Genomic DNA, 22322 nt, shown 5'->3' on the forward strand with positions numbered 1-22322 from the left:
CATATGAAAAAGATAATATATAGTTTGTTGTTTGCCGCTTTGTTCTCGGCATGTAGTACCGATTTTCTAGATCGGAATCCTTTGGACAAACCTTCAAACGAAGCCTTTTGGAGAACTGAAAAAGATGCCATGGCCGCAGCTACAGGGTGTTATAATGGTTGGTTTTCTATGGATGAAGTGATTTATGCCGACTGTGCGTCGGATAATGCTTATAATCCTTTTACTTGGGAAGGCTGGGCGGTACAGGCTGCAGGTACAGCGACCCCGACCGATCCGGGTTATAGCTATATGGGGTATGGAAACATGGTTCGCTATAATAATTTCCTGGAGAATATCCATCGCCCCGAAATGAATGAAGATTTACGCAAACGCTTGATAGCCGAAGTACGTTTTCTGCGTGCATGGGATTATTTTCAGAAAGTGGCGCATTATGGTGATGTGCCCTTGGTAACTTCCGTTCTTGAAATTAAAAATGCCAATTTGCCACGTACTGAGAAAGCGAAAGTGGTTGAGTTTATCTTGAAAGAACTGAAAGAGATCGCTCCGCAACTTCCCGAATCTTACTCCGGAAGTGATGTCGGACGTATAACTCGTGGTGCAGCTTTGACACTGAAAGCTCGTCTGGAACTGTTCGAACATCAGTATGATGATTGTATGGCTACTTGTAGCGAAGTAATGGGATTGGGCTACGAACTGTTTCTTGATTATAAAGGTTTGTTTAAGATTGCGAATGAAAATAATTCGGAAGTTATTCTGGATGTACAATATGTAGAAAGCCTGTACGGTAACTGGGTTTTGGGAGTATTGCCTCCGGCCAGTGTGGGCGGATGGTGTTCTATCAATCCTACTCAATCACTGGTAGATGCTTTTGAGTGTGAAGATGGAAAAACAATCGAAGAGTCTGAGGTATATGATCCGAAAGAACCTTACCTGCACAGAGACCCTCGTTTGGCTGTTACCGTATTAGCTCCGGGAAATCTATACGAAGGAAAACGTTATGACCCAATCGATGTGAAAGATCCGAATGGAGATTATTATGCTCCCTACGGACGTTCTAAAACAGGATATCTAGTTCGTAAATATGTGGACGATTTGTCTGATTATGCAGATATGTGGGATTGTGGTATGAATGCCATTGTTATGCGTTATGCAGAAGTGCTGTTGATGTATGCCGAATGTAAAATAGAGCTGAATCAGATTGATAATTCCGTTTACGATATTTTGGACGACATACGTACCCGTGCTAAAATGCCGGTTGTAGACAGGACCCGATATACCGGTCAGGAGAAATTGCGTGAATTACTCAGAAGAGAAAGACGTGTGGAGCTTGCTATGGAAGGACTTCGGTGGTTCGATATTTGCCGTTGGAAAATCGGTGAACAAGTGTTGAACGGGAAGGTATATGGTTGTTTACTTGGAACGGTCGATCCTGTAACCGGTGCCCTTTCATTGACAAATGAACGAATTTTTGTTGAGAACCGGAAATTTGATCCGGCAAAGCATTATCTGTGGCCTATTCCGCAGACAGTGATTGATGCCACTCCGGCAATTGTACAAAATCCCCATTATTAATTTCTCTCTATTTGATATATGGTTAAGGTAACAGAGATGTTTTTCAGGATATTTTTTTTCTGTAGTATGCTTGTATTCTGCTCCTTCCCTGCATTGGCAGGGGAGGCAGAGGCAAGAGTGGTGTTGAACATGAATACCGGTTGGGCTTTTCATCGGGGAGAAGTTGAAAGCGGTGGGCAGCCCGGTTTGGATGATTCCGGTTGGATAGCAGCTATCATCCCTCATATTATGCAATTAGAGAAGAAGCATTGTGGAGGAGATATTATTTATGATGGAGTCGGGTGGTATCGACGTACTTTCAGAGTACCGTCACAATACAAAGACAAACAAATAAAAATTTCGTTTGAAGGAGTCATGAATGCTTGTGAAGTCTATTTGAACGGACAGAAGATTAGTGCTCATCGGGGAGGTTATGTCGGTTTTGTAACAGATATTACTACCCGGATAAACTGGGACCGGGACAATCTGCTGGCAGTTCGGGTTTCTGCCGAATATGATCCACTTACACCTCCTGGAAAACCACAGGCAGGTATGGACTTCTATTACTATAGCGGGATTTATAGAGATGTGGAAATGGTTATCAGTGATCCGTTACATATCACTCATGCTTTAGAAGAGGAAGAGGTAGCTGGAGGAGGCATCTTTGTTACTTATCCGGTAGTCGGAAAAGAAAAAGCCGTGACCCATGTTAAGGCTCATGTCAGAAACGAAGGGAAACGAAAGAGGAAAGCCCAACTTCGTACACAACTGATAGATAAGAGTGGAAAAATAGTGGCCTGTCAATTGACTCCTTTTCGGTTGTCAGCCGGTGAGGCCATTCATCTGGAGCAAAATCTGGAAATAGTACATCCATCGTTATGGCATCCCTATGATCCAAACTTGTATACGTTGCAAAATGAGATTGTTGAAAACGGTAAGGTTGTAGATTGTCATACTGAATCCATAGGTATACGTACTATTGCTTATACCCGCGACGGAGGTTTCTATATTAATGGCGAATCACTTTATCTGCGTGGAGCCAATCGCCATCAGGCATTTGCACATATAGGAGATGCAGCTGCTAATTCTATGCAAGAAAGAGATGTGATCGATTTGAAGCGGGGCGGATGCAATGCCGTCAGAGCAGCTCATTATCCGCAGGATCCTGCATTTTTGGCTGCTTGTGATAAGTACGGGTTGCTGGTAGTGGAGTGTATCCCCGGATGGCAGTATTTCAAGAACGATTCTACATTCATTTCCCGTCTTTATGAAGTTGGGAAGCAAATGATTCGTCGGGATAGGAATCACCCTTCCGTCATACTATGGGAAACAGCGCTTAATGAAAGCCGCTATCCGGCAGAGATAGCCCGGAATCTATATGCTATAGCACATATCGAATATCCCGGAGATCAGATGTACACTGCCGGCGACTACTTTGGACATGCAGACCGGGTAGACTGTTTCGATGTTTTTTATAAACAGGTATCCCGTTTTCCAAAAGACGGTGATGTGATGAGTAATTATCCGGAGGACCAGATCGCAGTGAAACCTTTGTTTTGTCGTGAGTGGGGTGACGGAGTAGGAGAAAAACCTAGGGTAAGCCTGATGGAAAATGAAGAAGAGCAATTGAAACAGTGCAGAGGGCGTTTTTTGCAACTTAACGGGCATGGATATTTCGACTGGTGCATGCTTGATGCTAATCCCAGAATGGGAGGACATTTTTTGTGGAGTTATAATGATTATGCACGTGGAGCAGAGCAGGAAACCATGTTTTGTGGGATAGTCGATATAAACAGATATCCTAAGTTCAGTTACTATATGATGCAGAGCATGCGTGATAAAGAAATATCCCAACCGGGATTATATGATGGGCCGATGGTATTTATTGCATCACAAAACACTGCTTCACGTTATGTTTCGTCAGTAAATGAGATCACCGTATTTTCCAATTGTGACGAAGTACGCCTTTTCCGTAATCATCATTTGATTGGAAAACAGATGCGTAAGGAGCGTACTCCTCTCTATCGTTCCATTGTAGAAAAAGGTGGGAGTCCCTGTTATGTTTTTAATGCCGGTACTTATGAGGCCGGTGAATTAGTGGCAGAAGGGATAGTAGATGGAAAAGTCGTTGCTACCCACAGTGTACGCACTCCGGAACAACCTCGACAGGTCAAAATCTGGTTGAAGGAAGAGAATATACAACCTGTGGCGGACGGATCGGATATGATTCCTGTCTACTTTAAGGTCTGTGATTCAAATGGTACTCTTGTCAATACATCGGATGTCCGGATACATATTTCCGTATCCGGTGAGGGAAGTCTGATCGGGGATGGAATAGAGCGTATCGGGATTAATCCCCAGTTGGTGGAAGGCGGAGTAGGATATGCGCTGATACGAACGACTTGTCGTCCCGGTAAAATTCATATTTCGGTTACGGCAGACGGACTCCGGGGGGACACCCGGGAAATTGTAACCCGGAGATACGACGGGGTATTTGTACCTGAAGGGTATCACGTTCCCTATTCCGGAGATGAAGAAGAGGGAGTTGTTGTAAAGGCTACTGCTTGGGAAAACGTCATCCGTACAAAAACTCCGTTAAAAGTGGTTCGGGTTGAGGCTACTTCGGAACAGAAACGCTATGAGGCTTCTCATATTACAGATGGAGATGATTTTTCATGGTGGATTGCTGATGATGAATCTCAGCCCCAGATCGTTCTACTTGAATTGGAACGATCTGTGAATGTGTTTGCCAGTCGGATTCGTTTTCAGAAGGATAGTTCTACTTATACCCATAAAGTCGAAATTTCTATCGACGGAAAGAATTGGGAGACTCTATACGAACGAGAATGTACCGGATGGGATTTTAAGCCTGTGCAGATCGGTAAGGAACTGAAATATATGCGCCTTACCATTGAGAAAAGCTCGGAGGGAGCAGCCGGATTGGCTGAAGTTACATTGTATCAATAAATGAAAAAAGTAATGAATATGAATTATCGAAGTTTGACTCTATCCATTCTGTTAGGAATGATAGTACATTTCACTGTGGAGGCACAGACCTTGCCGGAGAAGCAATTTTTCCATCCCGACCGGGTGAAATATGACAAAGATTGTTTTACTATCGAAGGAAAGGATATTTTTATACTCAGTGCTGCGTTCCATTACTTCCGTTGCCCGCAGGAATTGTGGCGTGACCGCTTCCGGAAGATAAAAGAAGCCGGATTCAATACTGTGGAAACCTATGTCCCCTGGAATTGGCATGAACGGAATATGCCGAAGAGTGTGGACGACTATTCGCAATGCAATTTTGATGATCTGAAAGCATGGCTGCATATGGCACATGAAGAGTTCGGATTGTATACCATTGTCCGTCCCGGTCCTTTTATTTGTGCCGAGTGGGCCGGTGGTGCTTATCCGCGCTGGCTTGCCAAATTTTGCCCGGACAGCTATGATACCAGTTTCTGGCTTCGGAGCAACCATCCTGAGCACATGAAATGGTCGGAGCATTGGTACAATGCTGTTTGCCGGGTATTTAGTGAGGAACAACTCACTCGTAAGCAACCGGGTGAGAAGGGTATCATAATGGTACAATTGGAGAATGAATACATTTACTTTGATATGGAGTCCGAGAAAAAGGAAGAATTTCTGCGGGTACTTTCGGATGCTTGCATCCGAAATGGCATTGATGTCCCTCTTTTTACTTGTGTGACTCCCGAAGTGCGCGGTTCTCATGATCCGGTGATCAGCCAGCTGTTTGACATGGATAATCAATATGTATGGTGGAATATGCACGAGGCTAAATCACGTATAGAGAAGTTAAAGGCCGAACAACCCAATGCACCTGCATTTGTGTGTGAGTTGCAAGGTGGCTGGTTCTCTACCGTCGGTGGGCGTCTGAGTGAAGACAGTTATCTGGACGGACGTCATGCCCGGGGGATGGCTTTGATGGCTATGGCGGGTGGTTCTACCGGATTGAATTATTATATGTTCTTTGGCGGTACTCATTTTGCCGGATGGGGAGCCCGTCGTATGACTACTACTTATGATTATGGAGCTCCGCTAAAGGAAAACGGAGGGGTCGGTGAGAAATACGCTGCAGTGAAAGGAATTGGTGAGGTGGTCGATAAGTTCGGGGGACTGCTTGTCAGAAGTCGGCCTGTCCGGTTCGATGTGCAAGGAGCCGATAACCTGACTATTGGGATTCGCCGGGCTGCCGACGGAACTTTGTTTGTCTTTCTGTTGAATCGTGATAAAAAACAGGCATTCCGTCAATTAGTCAATTTGACTGTTGAAGGGAAACCCATGAGGATAGATTGTCAGTTGGCAGCTTTGGATAGTAAGTTGCTGGTGGTGCACGCCGGAACTGATACGGTGGAGTGGTATCCGCGTGAACAAACTTTGCCGGAACGTCCGGTCGCTTTACCTTTACCTATCACTATTACAGATGTCTGGCGGAAAGACGAAGACTTTCGTGGAGACTGGATACCGTTGCGTAAAGGTAAATCTCTTCCCGAGTTGGGAGTCAATGATTGCCGTTATTCAATGTATCGTAGTCAGGTGAATCTTACCCAGAAAGAAGTTGACCGCTATGGTTCGCTGGTTTTTGAACTCTTCACCGGTGATCCTGTTTACGTCCGCGTGAATGGGGAATTTGCTGAGCGTGTATCGAAGGACGAGCTGGACAATACTTTTATCGTATCCGGGCTTTTACACAAAGGCGTTAACGAGATCATTGCCATTTACGAGAACCGGGGGCATGCTCACGGATACCGTCCGATGGAGGAATTAAGCGGAGTCAAGCAGGCCGGTTTCGGACGCAGGCAGACAGGTATTCAGCCTATTGAAGAATGGTTTGTAAAATCTGTCGGAACGGACGAGCCCCGTTTGATGCCCGCTGTATTTGCTGAAGATGCGGGGTGGGAAAAAATTCTGCTCGATCAGCAAACGATTGATAACCTGGCTACCTTGCAAATTGCCGGATTGGAGAAACCGAAATGGCCTGCTGCCTGGATTTTACAGGAGAAAGCCGGTTGTGCCGTCTATCGTACATGTATCCGCTGGACACCAGAAATGATTCGTGAAGGGATGACTGTCCTTGAATTTGGTTGTATAGATGATGCCGGAACCTTATGGGTGAATGGTGTGGAAGTAGGTACGCACGAAGAGTGGGATAAACCTTATGTAATCAATGTGGCCCCTTTCATTCACGAGGGCGATAATGAGATAGCTATGGTGGTGAGTAACCGGAGCGGGGCAGGTGGTCTGCTCAAGGGAGTCCGTTTAAAACAGGAGTTCGAGGTGATCAAGAAGCTGAACTGGGAAGTTTCCACCGATCTCGGAGGAATCTGTCAGGACTGGAATTTGGGAACGGGAAGCACAGAGGGCTGGTCTGTTGTGAAGTTATCAGCCGATTATCCTTTGGTGCGTAAAGGAGAGCTAACCGGAACAGTCGATGGCGGACGGGATGCATTGCTTACCTGGTATCGTCTCGAATTCAATATGCCCCGGAAAAATCCTTCGGTATGGATTCCCTGGAAGCTGATTGTAAATGCTACCGGAACGGGATATATGTGGTTGAACGGACACAATATCGGACGCTATTGGGAAGAGGGGCCGCAACGAGAGTTCTATCTTCCGGAGTGTTGGTTACGTGCCGGAGAAAAGAATGTGATAATACTTGGATTACGTCAGTCCGAAACGAAAGGTGCCTGCCTGTTTGGTGCTGAGGTGGCTCCTTATACAGAGGATGTCGAATGTATGGAATAATAAGAGCTGTCATGAAAAAATATTTGTATGTATTGATTGCATGGATGTTGCCTTTATGTAGCATCCATGCACAAGCTCCGGTCTGGAATCCGGATAATGGAAATGGGACGTTTACTAATCCTATTATGTGGGGTGACTGGCCTGATCCGGATGTGATCCGGGTGGGCGATGACTTCTATTTTGTCTCCACAAGTATGCATTATGTTCCCGGTTGTCCCATTGCCACATCGAAAGATTTGGTGAATTGGAAGATGGCAGGATATGCTGTCGACCGATACGATGAAGATGCACGCTATGATTTGAAGGGGGGCGATCGTTATCTGCGTGGATCATGGGCTGCCACTATCCGTCATCATAACGGTAAATTCTATGTTGGCTTTTGCACTCCTTCTTGGGAAGGAGAGGGCCCCGGGCACTTTTCCATTTGCATTGCCGATGATGTGAAAGGCCCTTGGGAACGGACTATCTTTCCGGAATACCTGTATGATCCGGGATTACTGTTCGATGACGATGGCAAAGTATATGTTTTCCACGGACAAGGGACACTGTATGTTACAGAGCTGGCTTCCGATGCTAAATCTGTGAAGGGAGAGAAAGTGAAGATATGGGATAAGCGATTTAAGAATGCCCATGAATTCGGAGGAGGCTATGGTATGGAAGGTGCCCATGCTTATAAGATCAACGGGAAGTATTATCTCACTTGTCCGGCCGGTGGAACCGAAGGCTGGCAAATATGTCTGCGTTCCGATAACATCTATGGACCCTACGAACATAAACTGATCATGAATGATTCCGGTTCTTATCCCCCCAACGGTTTGCATCAGGGGGGGATGGTGCAGTTGAAGAATGGTGACTGGTGGTTTATTATCATGCAAGACAGAGGCCCTATCGGGCGTGTACCTCATTTGGTACCGGTGAAATGGGTAGATGGATGGCCGATGCTTGGCAGTGGTGGTAAAGACATTATTACCTATCCGAAACCTGAGGTCGGAAAGACCTATCCGTTCGCTTCTCCTGCCACAACGGATGAATTCAATACATCTTCGCTCGGACTTCAATGGCAGTGGAACCATAATCCGGACAATAGCCGTTGGTCCCTGAAGGAACGGAAAGGACATATGCGACTGAAAGCCTCGTATGCCGAATCGTTGAAGACAGCCCGCAATACATTGACCCAGAGGGTACAGGGACCTTCTTCCGAAGCAACAGTCGAACTGGATGTCTCCGGACTGAAAGACGGAAATGTAGCCGGTTTCGGTGTATTTGAATTCCCCTATGCCTATGTGGCTGTAGAGCAGACTAATGGTGAAAAGAAAATTGTAATGTGTAATGATGGTCAAACGATTGAAACAATCGATCGTTTTGAAGGGAACAAAATATGGATACGTGCCCGTGTGATGGATGTAGGTTTCCGTGCCGTTTTCTATTACAGTACCGATGGCAAGTATTTCCTTCCCATCGGTAATGAACTTAGTATGGGGCTTGGGCTGGTCTGGACTGCCAATCGTTTTGCCTTATTCAATTTTAGTAAGGAGAAAGCGGGAGAAGACGGATATACCGATTTTAATTGGTTCCGTTTCACCAATAAATAATAAAAGGCGGGGATAACCTTTTCGCCATAGATTGGGAGTGTGCCGAAACTCATTGCAGAGTAACATAGAGTTCCACAGAACGAATTTAACCTATTGATAGCTAATGATATTTATTAGTATAAATCCGTGTAAGCTGTGATGAGTGCGAGTTTCGACATACTTTCAATCTGTGGCGATTTCAGGTATATGGCACATTTACCAGAACTTATTTTGTTCGGCATTGTATTCGAACCCGATCGATTCCAGTTTTCCGATCAGTATGTCCTTGCTGATATTCATATCTTCACAGAGTTCGTCGAGCGATGCATAGCAATCGCGAAGTTTCATGTTGATGACGCTAAACAGCATCATCGGATCTTCAGGAAGTTCCATAATTATTCTTTTTTTAAAACGGCTGCAAAGATACGGTAACTCTGTGTATCCTGCAAGAGCACTTCTTTCTTAAAATCATCCAAAGGTGACTATCCTTATTTTTCAAAATAGTAACATAATATCGGATTGCCTACCGTGGTCAGTATCGGTTCTTTAGACACTTCACCTGTCTGTATATCCAGTGAGTAGATACCTTTTGCTTTAGCCGATGAGTTACCTATCAACATACTCCCTTTATAAAGGGAAAGCATAACCCCGAAACCGTTGGACAAGTCAAGTCCTTGCACTTTTTTCATGGTTTTATTGTACAGATCTATTTCTACTGCAAGATCGGCGATGGCTGTGTGTCCTTGTTCTCCCGGTTTGTAGTAACCCGGCATATTGATGTAAGCATACGCTTTTCCATTACCTACATACCGGATGGCGGAGATAAATCCGGCAGTCTTTTCTTCTCCGCTGATGGCGGCTCCTGTGATTGTCCATTGATAAGTCGGGTCGAACTCCGTTTCTCCGGCTTTGATACGCAGAACTCCGGCATTATGCCCTTTGACCATACCAAAGCCTCCCATACACGAAATGTAGATGTCTTTCTTCTCGTCCATGAAGATGGAATAGCGGTCGATTGGGCGGGTTGGCATAGAGATGCCGCTGGTCTTGTCTGTTATCATTTTCAGCAACTTATCCGTTTGGGTGTCAATGATGGCAATGTCGCTGTACGGGCGATCCTGTGGGGGAATCCATCCACCCACCATCTGGCTGAGGCCTACGAATAGGAGTCCGTCGCGCAGTAACATGGCGGATGGATCCGGATTGCTGTCGGATACTCCTAATGAAGTCAGGTCTATCTCTCCTTGCTGTGTCATGGTAGTGGGATCGAAGATAGCGATCTTGCCTAATCCTGCCATGGATAGATAAGCTTTGCCGGTAGACGCAAAAACGATATTGGTGGCGGAAGAGTTGGGTGGCAATTTCATTGTTCCCGTTCTTGACAGCTGCCCGTTGTTCCGTGTATATTTCACTAACTCGTTCTTGCTATCGCCCATGTATCCCGGAAAAACGAAAATATCGTTCCCTTCGATAATCGGGTATGATCCTCCGTACGGAATGGGAATTCCGTTGTTGTTATTTGTATTTTGTGGAAACTCGTCACGGATCAGTTGCAGGTAAGCTGCTCCTGTCATTCCGTCGGGATTGGGCAGGATGGTTGCCAGAGCGATGTTGGCATCGGTGGTCGGGACTTTAGGGTTCGGATCTTTTTCGCATGCAGAAAATACGAGTGCAGTGCCGGCAAGTGCCAGCATCAAATTTCTAATCTTCATAGTTTTTGGGTTTTTAAAATAAATAATCTTGTTTCATTTCAATACATATCTTAACCTTACTCCCCAGTTACGTCCGGGTAGGGGACGATTGAACTCAGACATCATTCGGGCATCAGTCAGATTATTCATTCGTGCCGAAATGATGAACCGTCCGTTCATAAAGCTGTGTTCTATTCCGATATTGGCCGAGAAGGTGCGTGGAATTCTCCGTTCCTGAAACCGGCTTTGTTCAAAATCGTAGAAATATTCTTCAACAAAAGAACCGTCTGTAAAGATACGGGTGTTCTGTCCCTTGCCTCCGAACAGATTCTCTTTATGATATTCTAGTCCGGCATTTGCCAGAAGGTAGGGAATGTTAGGCATCCGACTACCTTTGGTCGGGTTGGTTATATGGGTATTCGGTTCAAATTTCCGCACATCCCGTAAGTCCTGGTAGGTCATGTTGCAGTAGCCGTAAAGCCAATGAGTCAAGTCCGCCTTGACCTCTACTTCAACTCCAAGGGTACGCATTTTTCCGAAGTTTTGATATTGAGACTGGAGATATCCTCCTGTAAACCGGATCATATTCTCAAGATATCCATAGAAGGTATTTACTTCTACCTGTAAGTTGCTGGCATCCTTTCCGGTGCGGTCTAAAAGAAAACCCAGGTTTACGCTTGTATTGCGTTCAGGAAGCAGGTTTCCGGAAGGGGCGACTGTATATCCGTCACCCAAAAGTTCGCTTTCGGCCGGCAGGCGTACGTCATATCCTACCGAGAGTTTACCCATGAAATCCGGAGTAAATCTATAGCGTAGAGCGTTGCTGATGCCAAAATCCCGTTTCAACATATCCACTTTCTCGGCTTCCGAAGACATGATACTGCTCATGTGAGTATTCATACCATACATATAATATTTCACGTTGAGCGAATTCAGGAAGATATCATTGTCGGTGCGGAAATCGTATCCCAGTCCGGCAATCCAGCTTGCCATCGTACTTCTGAAATTGGTTTTATAACCAACAACTTTATTTTTCAGGTCATCTTTCGGGTGTCCGGATGCGAAACTGAACAGTGAGTTCAAGTTGATAGAATGATTATTATTGATCACATAGTTCAGATGCAACTTGTGGGTGATGGTGTGTTTCTCGTTTCTGGCATTCGAGGCCCATTTGCCTATCTCTCCTCCATATTCGGATACAGCAGGATAAGTCGTACCGTCCCAGTTGTATCGGTAAGCAGCGGTATCCACCATGTGGAATACCGTGTAGGCATAGGCCAGATTCGATTCCATATCGAGCCCTTCTGTCAGGAAGTTTTCTTTTTCCAGTTTGTTGGCGAAAATGAAGGCGTCTGAGTAAGTGTGGGCTTTCTCAATATTATATTCAATACCTTGTATCTCTTTGAAAGTGTGTATAAAGACAGGTTCGAACTCTGCCAAATCGAACCACCATTTACGAGCCTTCAGGCTACCTGCAACAGCCAGTTTCTTGAATTTGTCATGGTTGCGCTTAATGATAAGCCCTTCTTCAAAAGGAGATTCCATCTTATAGTTATTGTCAGAGTAAGTATAAAATCCTCCGCCTCCGAATTCTAATCCTTTGGTAGCGATGTTGCGTTTGGTTACTAACGAAAGTTTGTGTGTGTTAAAACTTTCGATACTGTAACTGGCATCGAGGTATTTAGGCGGATACTCTCTGATGACAATATTTACGGCTCCCCCCACAGAAGAGCCGCCAAACCTGGCCGGTACCACTCCTTTGTAGATTTCGATTCGGTCGATCATGTCTACCGGTATGTCATTGATATCGATGAAGTCTGAATTGTCATTCATCGGGCTACCGTCTATGAAAAAGCCGATACGTTTTCCCTCTAACCCACGTACGGAAACACGGGATGAACTGCCTACCCCTCCTGTGTTGCGGATAGTTACACCTACCGTTTTCGACAGAACATCCTGAACATTACTGACTGTTCCCTGCAACTGTTGCATACTTATCACTGACATGGGCATAGCCTGTTCGCGCAGTTGGCGGGCTTCGCTTTTGGCTGTGACGACAACTTCACCCAACGACTGAGTTTCCGGTTCTAGACGAATCACTAACTTCTTGGTTTTCAATTCGGAGATTCTGACCTCTTCTTGTCGGGTACGATATCCCATATAGGAGATAACAATTCGATAGTGTCCCGCAGGGACTTCTATTGAAAATTCACCGTTCTTATCGGTGGAAGTCCCTTTTTTCAGTGACTCTACGTATATATTGGCCCCCACCAGTGTTTCTTCATTATTGGCATCTATGATGACTCCGCTTAATTTTCCTGTCTGCACTTGTGCATGAAGTAAGTTGCATGCGGTAAACAGGATGGCGGTTAAAACAAGTATCCTATATTTCATGGCTTTCTCTCCTTATTTCGATAAATGTCGGTCGAACTTCAATGGTATAAGGGGCCCTGGTGCTACTGTTAGGCTTGGCGGTTTCGGCAGCCTGTACCCGTAAGGTGATAAACAGAGTTTCGGGAACTCCGGATAAATTTACTTTCATATTTAGTTTTTATGTTTTGGGTTGATGTTTATGATTTACTGTAATTTACCTATTAATGGGGATTGTACCGATGTATGGGTTATCGTAATTTTGTATCAGTTCTCCAATTGGGGACAAAAGTAGAGCCTTATCGGCTTTTACTGCTTACGCGAAAAGGAACTTGACTTTAACTTAAAGGAATAATGATGGTTACTCGGTTAATGAAACATGATTTGTGTGAAATGGTGTTGGAATGGCCCATGCCGAACATCGTAAAAGGAAAACGGACGGAAAAAAATAACTACCGGATTGACAATACGTATTTGAAAGCGACATTTGAAGAGATATCTACTCCGTTGTTTTCGATTATGGATCAACATATATCCAGTGAAGAACCTATTAAAATATATACTCGGGCTGACGACTATCATGCCGTTTGGTTTTGTGCCACTTTTGCAGGACATGCTACCTGTTGTTATAACTCTGTAATCCGAAGTGAGGAGTGGAATAAAGGAGATGCCAATTTGTTAAAATGTGACGGGGTAGACTCTTGTGTTCACTTTCCTAAAAACACGCCATTCCATATGATGGAAATCATGCTGTCACATGATTATCTCCGTGAACTTGCCATACACTATCCCGATTTGCTGGGCGGTAAAGATTTTGAAACCGTCCTTTGTAATGGTCAGTACAGGGCGTACCGGAAAAATCGTCCGTTTGGTCCGGGTGTTTATAAAGCGTTGCACGATATCAGACTTTCACAACTCAATGGCAATATGGCATCTATGTATGCAGATGCTAAGATACGGGAGATCCTTTCACTTTTTCTGGCCGGGCAGGAAGAAGAAAATTATCTTCATTGCTCATGTACTATCGGGATAACATGTGATAAAATTCATCATGCTAGGGCCATTATTGAGCAGGAATATCTAAATCCTCCGTCACTTCACCAGCTGGCATTGCGGGTGGGTACCAATGAATGTACGCTTAAGCGAGGATTTAAGACAGTATTTGGTACAACCGTATTTGGTCACATCTTTGAGTATCGCATGAAGATGGCTTGTCGCTATCTATTGGACAGCAGTAAGACGATACAGGAGATTGGGGCGTGTGTCGGTTATGAATATCATGCTCATTTCTCTACTGCTTTCAAGCGAAAGTTCGGACTTACTCCTTTGGAATACAGATGTAGCCGATTGTCCGGTTCTTGAATAGGCTGTCTCAACTCCTCCTTCACATTTGTTATTCTTTGCGATATTTTCTCCGTAGGCTGAGGTCTATCACATAAGTTGTGGTAAAGTTCGTCTATAAGAACTGCTATTTGTCCGGACTGAAAAGAGGATATTCCACTACTGTTTCCTTTTCGGAGATCAGTTTCTCTATTTCCTTTATGGATACTGAAATCTTTTTGTTGATTTTCGTGCAATTTGTTTAGAGTTCCGGTGAGATTGGAAAATACCTAAAAGGTACTGTTGTTGTTTTTTGTAATATTTTGAAAATCAGATTGCTGCAAGTCTTAATTTTGATTTTATCCACCGATAATATGCTTGAAACGGCTATTTTCTGCCACCTACCAGAAAAAAGAAATCCCTGATAATGCTTGATTATCAGGGATTTGATTGATTTTTCTTTTGTTCTCAGTGATCCGCCTGGGGCTCGAACCCAGGACCCCAACATTAAAAGTGTTGTGCTCTACCTGCTGAGCTAGCGAATCAATCCTTATTTGCGTATCAGTTATTTCCTGATTGCGGGTGCAAAGGTAGTGACTTTTTTTATATCTGCAAGCTTTTGGATGAAAAAAGTTTCATTTATTTTTTAGTATTTTCCTCTGCTGATTGATTATCAGTGACTTCGTGCCTGTCATATTTTATTTTTTCTTTGTTGATAATGAAACGCTGATAATAGGACAACATCAAAGTGGTGAGTGGGAGTGCTATGATCATGCCTAGCATTCCGAGTAAAGATCCCCAAATGGAAAGGGATAAGAGAATAATAGCAGGGTTGAGTCCTGTGATCTTTCCCATAATTCGAGGGACAAGGAAACCGTCTTGAATGGCTTGGACAACGATGAATACAATAAGAGCACCTGCCAGAATTACCCAGAAGTTTTCACCGGTATCAGCAGCCTTAAGGATGGCAAGTACGATGGTGGGCAGGAAGCCGATGATTTGTAGGTAGGGTACCATGTTGAGTGCTCCGATAAATAGCCCTAGAGCAATGGCCATCGGGAAATCAATGATCAGGAATCCAATGCTGAACAAAATCCCTACACAAAAAGCAACAAAGGCTTGCCCACGGAAATAACGGTTCATGCCATCCTGAATATCATTCACCAGATTGGAAGCGAAAGTACGGTATTTACCTGGAAGCAAGTGTAGCCAGCCTTCGGCTATAGACTCATAGTCGAGCAGAATAAAAACTACATATAATAGAATAATGAAAGAAGCAAAGACACTAAACAGGATATTGATGGATTCCGCGACAAGGGCCCAGAGTTTAGGGACCGTTTCTTTAATGGTATTCATTATATTCTCTTCACTCAGGATACGGTTGAGTGCCTGAAGGTCAATGTGCTTGTGGATAAACTCCGAAAGAGTAGGAGGGACAGTGCCGGAACTGTAGGCACCATTGGTCAGATAGGTTACCAGTAGATCGTTCATGCGTCCCATTTCGGCAAGCATGGGAGGCACCAGCAGATAGAAAAGGGAAATACCCACTATGGTAATACTGAACAACGCGCAGAAAATAGAAATGATTCTACTTTTGAAACGTAATTTGTACTGGAAGAATTTGACGAGTGGGTAAATCATATAAGCGATGAGCCATGCTACGAAAAAAGGTAGCAATACACCGCTGAGCCTTTTAAAAAGTATGAGTAATCCCACAATGAGCGCACAGCAGATAGAACCGCGTATGAAACTATCAAATGTAATTTTTTTCCTTTCCATGATAACCTGATATTTGATGTGCGACCTCATCGGTATGACTTGGCTTTACTGCCGTGAGGTCCTTATGATTTTTCTCGATCTTCTTGTAAAGCGCGTTGGTAACATTCCCGACAGAGCGGCTCGTATTGGGCTGTTTCCCCCAGTAGAACTTGTTTGTCATTCTTTACGGTACGGTGTGAAAAAGAAGCCAACTGTCCGCATTTCACGCAGATGGCATGTACTTTCGAAACTTCGTCGGCAATAGCGCATAGAGCGGGCATCGGGCCAAAAGGAATTCCTTTGAAATCCATGTCCAATCCGGCTATAATGACACGCACCCCGTTATTGGCCAGTTGATTGCATACATCTATCAATCCACTGTCGAAGAACTGTGCCTCGTCGATGCCTACTACATCTATTTCGGATGTAAAGAGCAAAATGCTTGCAGAAGAGTCAATGGGTGTGGAGGAAATGGAATTACTGTCGTGTGAAACAACGTCGCCTTCCGAATAGCGGGTGTCAATGGCAGGTTTGAATATCTCTACACGTTGACGAGCGAACTTAGCCCGCTTCATGCGGCGAATCAACTCTTCCGTTTTTCCGGAAAACATAGAGCCGCAAATTACTTCGATTCTTCCTCTTCTTCTAGTCTCTTGTATATGATCTTCTGAAAATAATACCATGCTGATGTATGTTATAATTGCTTGCAAAAGTAATAGTTTTATTGGCTTCTCAGTGTTTTTTCATTATTTATTTCTACATTTGCCAAGTCATTCAAAGAGAAATTCAGATGTAGATATGCAAGCATTGCTGAACGACATAGAGCTGGATATTCAGGAGCTTAAGTACCTGATGGAAATCATTTCACGCGAACCGGATTCCGTTTTGCGCGGAGTGGCACGAAGAAATATTGTGCAAATGCGAGGACGACTGGATGCATTATTGGAGCTGTTGGATGCAAAGCCTGTGATAGCGGCCGACGCTTCTGAAAGTCCGGAGAACAGACCTGTAACGGAAACAATAGAGGTTGTGGAAATCCCGGCTTTAAAAGAAACTGTGGCTGACATTCCAGAAAAAAACGAAGAAGCCGCAGTAGCAGAAGACTCCCAGGAGGCAGTCGAGCCTGGGCCGTTGAGTTTGTCTGAAGCGGTTATCGAACAGGTACCTACTGTGGAACTTGATCCTGTGGCTGATGAAAAAGAAGAAGTATTCGAATCGGTATCGGTTCCACAATCAGAGGAACCGACTGTGAAAGTTGAGACTAGAGTGGCTTCTTCACCCATCTTGGCCGAACGTATCAAAACTGCAGGTGATTTGCGTCGTTCGATCAGCTTGAATGATTCGTTTCGCTTCTCCCGTGAATTGTTCGGAGGAAGTATGGAACAGATGAATAATGTGTTGCATCAGATTGGTGAAATGAGTTCATTGGATGCAGCTCTTGTTTTTCTGTCTTCAAAGATCAAGGTCGATGAAGAAAATGAAGCTATGAATGATTTTGTAGAGCTTCTCAGGAAACATTTTATATAATGAATATTTAAAGAGAGATATGGGAAAACTATATGTGGTACCGACACCGGTCGGAAATTTGGAGGATATGACATTCAGAGCTATTAAAGTTCTGAAGGAGGCCGACTTGATTCTGGCTGAAGATACCCGTACTTCCGGAATCTTGCTGAAACACTTTGAAATTAAAAATGTAATGCAATCCCACCATAAGTTTAATGAACATAAAACGGTGGAGAGTGTTGTTAATAGAATAAAGGCAGGCGAAACAATCGCTTTGATTTCGGATGCTGGAACGCCGGGAATCTCTGATCCGGGCTTTCTTGTGGTTCGTGAATGTGTACGTAACGGTATCGAGGTGCAATGTTTGCCGGGTGCTACAGCTTTTGTTCCGGCATTGGTTGCGTCGGGATTGCCAAACGAGAAATTTTGTTTCGAAGGCTTTTTGCCTCAGAAGAAGGGGCGCATGACAAAGTTAAAATCACTGGTAGATGAACACAGGACGATGGTATTTTATGAATCACCCCATCGTTTGTTGAAAACGTTGACACAGTTTGCCGAATATTTCGGGCCTGAGCGCCAAGTGTCTGTATCTCGTGAGATTTCAAAGATTCACGAAGAAACGGTTCGCGGCACTTTGAGTGAACTGATAGAACACTTTACCGCTACCGACCCTCGGGGCGAGATTGTGATTGTACTTGCAGGAATAGACGATTAATAATAACTTCATTTAAAAACGTAAAATGTAATCGTATGAAAAAGTTAGCAATTTTATTAGTATGCGCAGCTATGTTGGCTTCGTGTAACGGCCTGGGTGGTGGAAGTAAAGACCTGAAGGCAGAAAATGATTCTCTTTTGATGGAGTTGACCCAGAGGAACGCCGAATTGGATGAAATGATGGGTACTTTCAATGAGGTTCAGGAAGGATTCCGTAAAATAAATGCAGCCGAGAGTCGCGTAGATTTGACTCGTGGAACTATCTCTGAGAACTCTGCTACTGCAAAACAGCAAATAGCATCTGATATCGAATTCATCACAAAACAGATGGAAGAGAACAAGGCACAGATCGCTAAATTGCAGGCTATGTTGAAGAGTAGTAAGAATAATTCGGCACAGCTGAAGAAGGCTGTTGAGTCTTTGACTCAGGAATTGGTTGCCAAAACTCAACGTATTGAGGAACTTCAGGCTGAATTGGCTTCTAAGAATATCCGTATTCAGGAATTGGATGCCGCTGTAACCGGTCTGACTGCTGATAAAGAATCGTTGGCTGCCGAGAACGAAGCAAAAGCCAAGACCGTAGCTGAGCAGGATAAAGCAATTAATAGCGCATGGTTTGTGTTCGGTACCAAGTCGGAACTTAAGACTCAGAAGATTCTTGAAAAAGGAGATGTGCTGAAAAGTGCCGATTTTAACAAGGATTATTTTACTCAGATTGATATCCGTACTACTAAGGAGATTAAGTTATATTCAAAACGTGCTGAGTTACTCACCACTCATCCTGCCAAATCTTATGAACTGGTTAAAGATGATAAGGGCCAGTTGACTCTGAAGATTACAAACCCGAAAGAATTCTGGAGTGTATCTAAGTATTTGGTTATCCAAGTTAAGTAAATTGTATAAAATAATTATAGCTGATAAGGGCACGGATTGCACAGCAAGTAGTCCGTGCCTTCTTTTTGAACTGTACCCGATACTTTAATATGAAATATAAGAACCTGTTTTTTGATTTGGATGATACTCTTTGGGCCTTTTCTCAAAATGCGTATGATACGTTTGAGGAAGTTTATGACAAATATAGACTGGGACAGTATTTCGATTCGTTCTCTCATTTTTATTCTCTTTACCAAAGACGGAATACGGAGCTGTGGGTTGAGTACGGAAACGGACAGGTGACTAAAGAGGAACTGAACCGACAGCGTTTTTTATATCCTTTACAAGCTGTTGGTATAGATAATGAAATGCTTGCAAAACGTTATTCTGATGATTTTTTCTCGATCATTCCTACTAAAAGTCGGTTAATGCCGTATGCAGAAGAGGTACTTTCGTATTTGGCACCCAAATATAATCTATATATTCTTTCAAATGGCTTTAGAGAGTTGCAATCCCGCAAGATGCGTTCGTCAGGTATCGATACCTATTTTAATAAAATAATTCTTTCGGAGGATCTGGGGGTGATGAAGCCTTGGCCGGAAATATTTTATTTTGCTTTGTCGGCTACACAGTCCGAACTGCGTGAATCGCTAATGATAGGTGATAGTTGGGAAGCGGATATTACAGGTGCCAATGGCATAGGGATGCATCAGGCTTATTATAATGTGTCTGGGCGTGCCGATTTTCCGTTCCGTCCTACTTATTTAGTGACTGATTTGAAAGAGTTGATGGAACTATTGTAACATTTATAGATATATTGTATTTTTGCGTTCAATATAGAACGCATAAAAATACAACTATGGACACTCTCTTACCTTTCGCTTTACTCTGTTTTACCTCTTTCTTTACGTTGACTAACCCCTTGGGAACAATGCCTGTCTTTTTAACCATGACCCATGGTATGACTGATAAGGAGCGACAAGCTGTTGTTCGCCGTGCTACTTTCGTTTCGTTTATCACTTTAATGGTATTTGTTTTTGCCGGACAATTCCTTTTTAAGTTCTTTGGTATTTCTACCAATGGATTCCGTATTGCAGGTGGGGTTATCATTTTTAAGATTGGTTTTGATATGTTGCAGGCCCGGTATACTCCAATGAAATTGAAAGACGAAGAGATTAAAACTTATGCGGATGATATTTCGATTACTCCACTTGCCATACCGATGCTTTGTGGTCCGGGCGCAATAGCAAATGCTATCGTGCTAATGGAAGATGCCCATACGATTGAGATGAAGGGAACGCTAATTGGCATTATTGCTTTGATTTATTTTATTACTTTTCTGATATTGCGCGCTTCTACCCGATTGGTCAAAGTGTTGGGCGAAACGGGAAACAATGTGATGATGCGTTTGATGGGGCTTATCCTGATGGTGATTGCAGTCGAGTGTTTTGTTAGTGGATTACACCCGATATTGGTAGGTATCTTGAAAGAAGGGCTGCTTTAAATAAAGAATTGGATATTATTTAAGGAATAAAATGCCCGGATTACATAGTGCAATCCGGGCATTCTTTTCGATTGGGTCAATACTTTAGAAAGTATTCTTTTAATTAGCGGCTACCACCGGCCCACCAAACTGGATCGGTATATACATACTGACCGTTTCCGAAGGCGGCTTCTACGTTCGGGTTTGCACTTACGTCATCTGCTCCATAAGGTGCGCGAAGCGGGAATTTATAGGGATTGTCTAGTTTGATGTACTCTTCACCCATTGCTTTCAAACGACGTACATCGTTGTAACATTCTGTTGTTTCGCCGAAAGCTCCAAGGAATGCAATATATTTCTGTACCATTACCTCTTTTACCGGATTGGCATCGAACAATGGTTTTACATTGTTTGTGAAATACTCTTCTGCTTCAGTAGCTGTAATCGCTTTAGTAGTTTCTTTAACACCTCCGTAAATTTCTACTGTGGGGGCGCTGAATGCAGCTGAAACTCCTGTCTCGGCATTTGCAATAGCTGCTACTACAGCATCTTTTAAAGCTTCGGCTGCCTCGTCTTTTCTATTTAACCGAGCTAATGCTTCAGCTTTCAGGAAGAGTAACTCATGATAGCTCATAAGTAAGGTCGGACATGTCTGTGAATATACGAATATAGGAGTGTTATATGTATACTTAACAGGCTCTGCTGTACCATTGTCAGCCATTAAGAATCTAGGGTCGTCAGCACCTGTTACTTGGACAGATACGGCTTTATCTTCTTCAGTTGTCATACCCTGACCAATACAGAAGATGCGGCGTAGTCTCGGGTCGTTACGTTCAATCAACTTATCTGCGAAACTTTTGCTGGCTGCTAATCCGTCACGACTCCATTGGAAGTCAAATAGGGGGTTGATGTTTGTTGCATCATAGATAGCAAATGCGGCCTGCTCCTCAATAGATGTATATGATTTGTCCACATACTCTAATATCTTCTGTAAATCGGCTTCTTTTGAAGAAGAACGAGCTAGTAGGTGCATTGTATAGCGAGCTTTCAATCCATAGGCAAGTTTTAACCAAGCTTCGCCTTTACCCCCATATATAAAATCATAGTCTCTTATCTTGTCACTTTTATCACCTTTAGGTAGATCGGTTATTGCAGCATCCAGATATTCCATAATATCAGTATAAATTGCTTCCTGTTTGTCTAATTCCGGAGTCAGAAACTGAGGTTGTCCGTTTGCTAATTCGGGAAGGGCAGCCTGGCTGAAAGGAGTGTCACCGAATGAGTCTGCGATCAGTCCGGCATTAATTGCTGCCAATACTTCACCGATACCTTTTGTCGTATAATTGCCCGTAACTTCATTAGAACTGATATTAATAGCGATACGTGCATTCTTCAATGTAGAGTATAAATTGCCCCATACATTGTTAAAAGTAGAGGATGCCGAGGGCTCTCCGTTACGTTTCTCCGCATTTGCCAATTGGTTATCCACTCCAACCATATGTTCTACATAAGTAGAATAATATGTATTAAAGTCACCTCCGATGTTGCTAAATGCGGTTGCTGTGATTACATCCGCCAAAATGAATTTGGCAGGAACACTGGTTGTATGGTCTTTGTCTTTATTGATGTTGTCCATTGTGTCTTCCGAGCAGGAAGCAAATGCAACGGAAATCAATGCCACAGACAAGATACCTTTTGATAAATTAAATATTGATTTCATTT

Annotated in this window: 17 protein-coding genes and 1 tRNA gene; 10 read left to right on the forward strand and 8 right to left on the reverse strand. The window is 43.6% G+C overall.

Annotated features, from left to right (window positions below; all coding sequences use genetic code 11):
- Positions 1-3 precede the first annotated feature (3 nt).
- Genes BF9343_RS02670 through BF9343_RS02685 form a run of 4 tightly spaced genes read left to right on the forward strand, consistent with a single transcriptional unit; the run spans position 4 to position 8906 of the window.
- Positions 4-1572, forward strand: coding sequence for a RagB/SusD family nutrient uptake outer membrane protein (locus BF9343_RS02670; protein ID WP_010992101.1), 1569 nt, complete (start codon positions 4-6; stop codon positions 1570-1572).
- A gap of 18 nt (positions 1573-1590) precedes the next feature.
- Positions 1591-4518: a glycoside hydrolase family 2 TIM barrel-domain containing protein gene (locus BF9343_RS02675; protein ID WP_010992102.1), complete on the forward strand. Its 2928-nt coding sequence runs from the start codon at positions 1591-1593 to the stop codon at positions 4516-4518.
- A gap of 12 nt (positions 4519-4530) precedes the next feature.
- Positions 4531-7314, forward strand: coding sequence for a beta-galactosidase (locus BF9343_RS02680; protein WP_032560740.1), 2784 nt, complete (start codon positions 4531-4533; stop codon positions 7312-7314).
- A gap of 11 nt (positions 7315-7325) precedes the next feature.
- Entirely contained in the window at positions 7326-8906 is a 1581-nt protein-coding gene (locus BF9343_RS02685; protein WP_010992104.1) for a glycoside hydrolase family 43 protein, read from the forward strand.
- A 195-nt stretch (positions 8907-9101) separates the two neighbouring features.
- Here the strand turns inward: BF9343_RS02685 and BF9343_RS02690 are convergent, their stop codons facing one another.
- The 4 genes from BF9343_RS02690 to BF9343_RS21905 all read right to left on the reverse strand — a co-directional run bounded on the left by BF9343_RS02690 (position 9102) and on the right by BF9343_RS21905 (position 13118).
- A complete protein-coding gene (locus tag BF9343_RS02690) occupies positions 9102-9278 on the reverse strand; it encodes a DUF4250 domain-containing protein (RefSeq protein WP_005784603.1) in 177 nt (58 codons plus the stop codon).
- A gap of 95 nt (positions 9279-9373) precedes the next feature.
- Positions 9374-10597, reverse strand: coding sequence for an NHL repeat-containing protein (locus BF9343_RS02695; RefSeq protein ID WP_005784605.1), 1224 nt, complete (start codon positions 10595-10597; stop codon positions 9374-9376).
- Positions 10598-10630: 33 nt separating this feature from the next.
- Positions 10631-12970, reverse strand: coding sequence for a TonB-dependent receptor (locus BF9343_RS02700; protein ID WP_005813433.1), 2340 nt, complete (start codon positions 12968-12970; stop codon positions 10631-10633).
- The gene (locus BF9343_RS21905) at positions 12960-13118 is read right to left on the reverse strand and encodes a hypothetical protein (protein ID WP_005796358.1); all 159 of its coding nucleotides are present in this window, start codon (positions 13116-13118) and stop codon (positions 12960-12962) included. The genes BF9343_RS02700 and BF9343_RS21905 overlap by 11 nt, the downstream gene beginning before the upstream one ends.
- Positions 13119-13300: 182 nt before the next feature.
- Between BF9343_RS21905 and BF9343_RS02705 the strand changes: the two genes are divergently transcribed.
- The gene (locus BF9343_RS02705; RefSeq protein WP_005813432.1) at positions 13301-14308 is read left to right on the forward strand and encodes a helix-turn-helix transcriptional regulator; all 1008 of its coding nucleotides are present in this window, start codon (positions 13301-13303) and stop codon (positions 14306-14308) included.
- A gap of 430 nt (positions 14309-14738) precedes the next feature.
- Here the strand turns inward: BF9343_RS02705 and BF9343_RS02710 are convergent.
- From BF9343_RS02710 to BF9343_RS02720, 3 genes are all read right to left on the reverse strand, one after another.
- Positions 14739-14811: transfer RNA gene (locus BF9343_RS02710), tRNA-Lys, on the reverse strand.
- Between the two features lie 94 nt (positions 14812-14905).
- Positions 14906-16045, reverse strand: coding sequence for an AI-2E family transporter (locus BF9343_RS02715; protein WP_008769365.1), 1140 nt, complete (start codon positions 16043-16045; stop codon positions 14906-14908).
- A 62-nt stretch (positions 16046-16107) separates the two neighbouring features.
- The gene (locus tag BF9343_RS02720; RefSeq protein ID WP_010992105.1) at positions 16108-16707 is read right to left on the reverse strand and encodes a thymidine kinase; all 600 of its coding nucleotides are present in this window, start codon (positions 16705-16707) and stop codon (positions 16108-16110) included.
- 4 nt (positions 16708-16711) lie between these two features.
- Between BF9343_RS02720 and BF9343_RS02725 the strand changes: the two genes are divergently transcribed.
- The 5 genes from BF9343_RS02725 to BF9343_RS02745 all read left to right on the forward strand — a co-directional run bounded on the left by BF9343_RS02725 (position 16712) and on the right by BF9343_RS02745 (position 20621).
- Positions 16712-17551 carry a hypothetical protein gene (locus BF9343_RS02725; RefSeq protein WP_005784665.1) on the forward strand — a complete coding sequence of 280 codons (840 nt, stop codon included), beginning with the start codon at positions 16712-16714 and terminating at the stop codon, positions 17549-17551.
- A gap of 19 nt (positions 17552-17570) precedes the next feature.
- On the forward strand, positions 17571-18245 hold the full coding sequence (rsmI, locus tag BF9343_RS02730; protein ID WP_005784666.1) for a 16S rRNA (cytidine(1402)-2'-O)-methyltransferase: 675 nt from the start codon (positions 17571-17573) through the stop codon (positions 18243-18245).
- Between the two features lie 35 nt (positions 18246-18280).
- The gene (locus tag BF9343_RS02735) at positions 18281-19138 is read left to right on the forward strand and encodes a Cbp1 family collagen-binding glycoprotein adhesin (RefSeq protein ID WP_005784668.1); all 858 of its coding nucleotides are present in this window, start codon (positions 18281-18283) and stop codon (positions 19136-19138) included.
- A gap of 89 nt (positions 19139-19227) precedes the next feature.
- A complete protein-coding gene (locus BF9343_RS02740) occupies positions 19228-19920 on the forward strand; it encodes a YjjG family noncanonical pyrimidine nucleotidase (RefSeq protein ID WP_005784670.1) in 693 nt (230 codons plus the stop codon).
- Positions 19921-19976: 56 nt separating this feature from the next.
- Positions 19977-20621, forward strand: coding sequence for a MarC family protein (locus tag BF9343_RS02745; RefSeq protein WP_005778522.1), 645 nt, complete (start codon positions 19977-19979; stop codon positions 20619-20621).
- Between the two features lie 103 nt (positions 20622-20724).
- On the opposite strand, the gene BF9343_RS02750 is transcribed toward BF9343_RS02745, so the two are convergent.
- On the reverse strand, positions 20725-22320 hold the full coding sequence (locus BF9343_RS02750; protein WP_010992107.1) for a SusD/RagB family nutrient-binding outer membrane lipoprotein: 1596 nt from the start codon (positions 22318-22320) through the stop codon (positions 20725-20727).
- Between the last annotated feature and the right edge of the window lie 2 nt (positions 22321-22322).

Origin of the sequence: Bacteroides fragilis NCTC 9343 (genome assembly GCF_000025985.1) — a bacterium.
Classification (GTDB): Bacteria; Bacteroidota; Bacteroidia; order Bacteroidales; family Bacteroidaceae; genus Bacteroides; species Bacteroides fragilis.

Coding starts and splice junctions, on each gene's coding strand:
- BF9343_RS02740 (WP_005784670.1), top strand. CDS start 19,228: ATGAAATATAAGAACCTGTTTTTTGATTTGGATGATACTCTTTGGGCC.
- BF9343_RS02745 (WP_005778522.1), top strand. CDS start 19,977: ATGGACACTCTCTTACCTTTCGCTTTACTCTGTTTTACCTCTTTCTTT.
- BF9343_RS02725 (WP_005784665.1), top strand. CDS start 16,712: ATGTATGTTATAATTGCTTGCAAAAGTAATAGTTTTATTGGCTTCTCA.
- BF9343_RS02680 (WP_032560740.1), top strand. CDS start 4,531: ATGAATATGAATTATCGAAGTTTGACTCTATCCATTCTGTTAGGAATG.
- BF9343_RS02695 (WP_005784605.1), bottom strand. CDS start 10,597: ATGAAGATTAGAAATTTGATGCTGGCACTTGCCGGCACTGCACTCGTA.
- BF9343_RS02735 (WP_005784668.1), top strand. CDS start 18,281: ATGAAAAAGTTAGCAATTTTATTAGTATGCGCAGCTATGTTGGCTTCG.
- BF9343_RS02690 (WP_005784603.1), bottom strand. CDS start 9,278: ATGGAACTTCCTGAAGATCCGATGATGCTGTTTAGCGTCATCAACATG.
- rsmI (WP_005784666.1), top strand. CDS start 17,571: ATGGGAAAACTATATGTGGTACCGACACCGGTCGGAAATTTGGAGGAT.
- BF9343_RS02675 (WP_010992102.1), top strand. CDS start 1,591: ATGGTTAAGGTAACAGAGATGTTTTTCAGGATATTTTTTTTCTGTAGT.
- BF9343_RS02720 (WP_010992105.1), bottom strand. CDS start 16,707: ATGGTATTATTTTCAGAAGATCATATACAAGAGACTAGAAGAAGAGGA.
- BF9343_RS02700 (WP_005813433.1), bottom strand. CDS start 12,970: ATGAAATATAGGATACTTGTTTTAACCGCCATCCTGTTTACCGCATGC.
- BF9343_RS02715 (WP_008769365.1), bottom strand. CDS start 16,045: ATGGAAAGGAAAAAAATTACATTTGATAGTTTCATACGCGGTTCTATC.
- BF9343_RS02685 (WP_010992104.1), top strand. CDS start 7,326: ATGAAAAAATATTTGTATGTATTGATTGCATGGATGTTGCCTTTATGT.
- BF9343_RS02750 (WP_010992107.1), bottom strand. CDS start 22,320: ATGAAATCAATATTTAATTTATCAAAAGGTATCTTGTCTGTGGCATTG.
- BF9343_RS02670 (WP_010992101.1), top strand. CDS start 4: ATGAAAAAGATAATATATAGTTTGTTGTTTGCCGCTTTGTTCTCGGCA.
- BF9343_RS02705 (WP_005813432.1), top strand. CDS start 13,301: ATGATGGTTACTCGGTTAATGAAACATGATTTGTGTGAAATGGTGTTG.
- BF9343_RS21905 (WP_005796358.1), bottom strand. CDS start 13,118: ATGAAAGTAAATTTATCCGGAGTTCCCGAAACTCTGTTTATCACCTTA.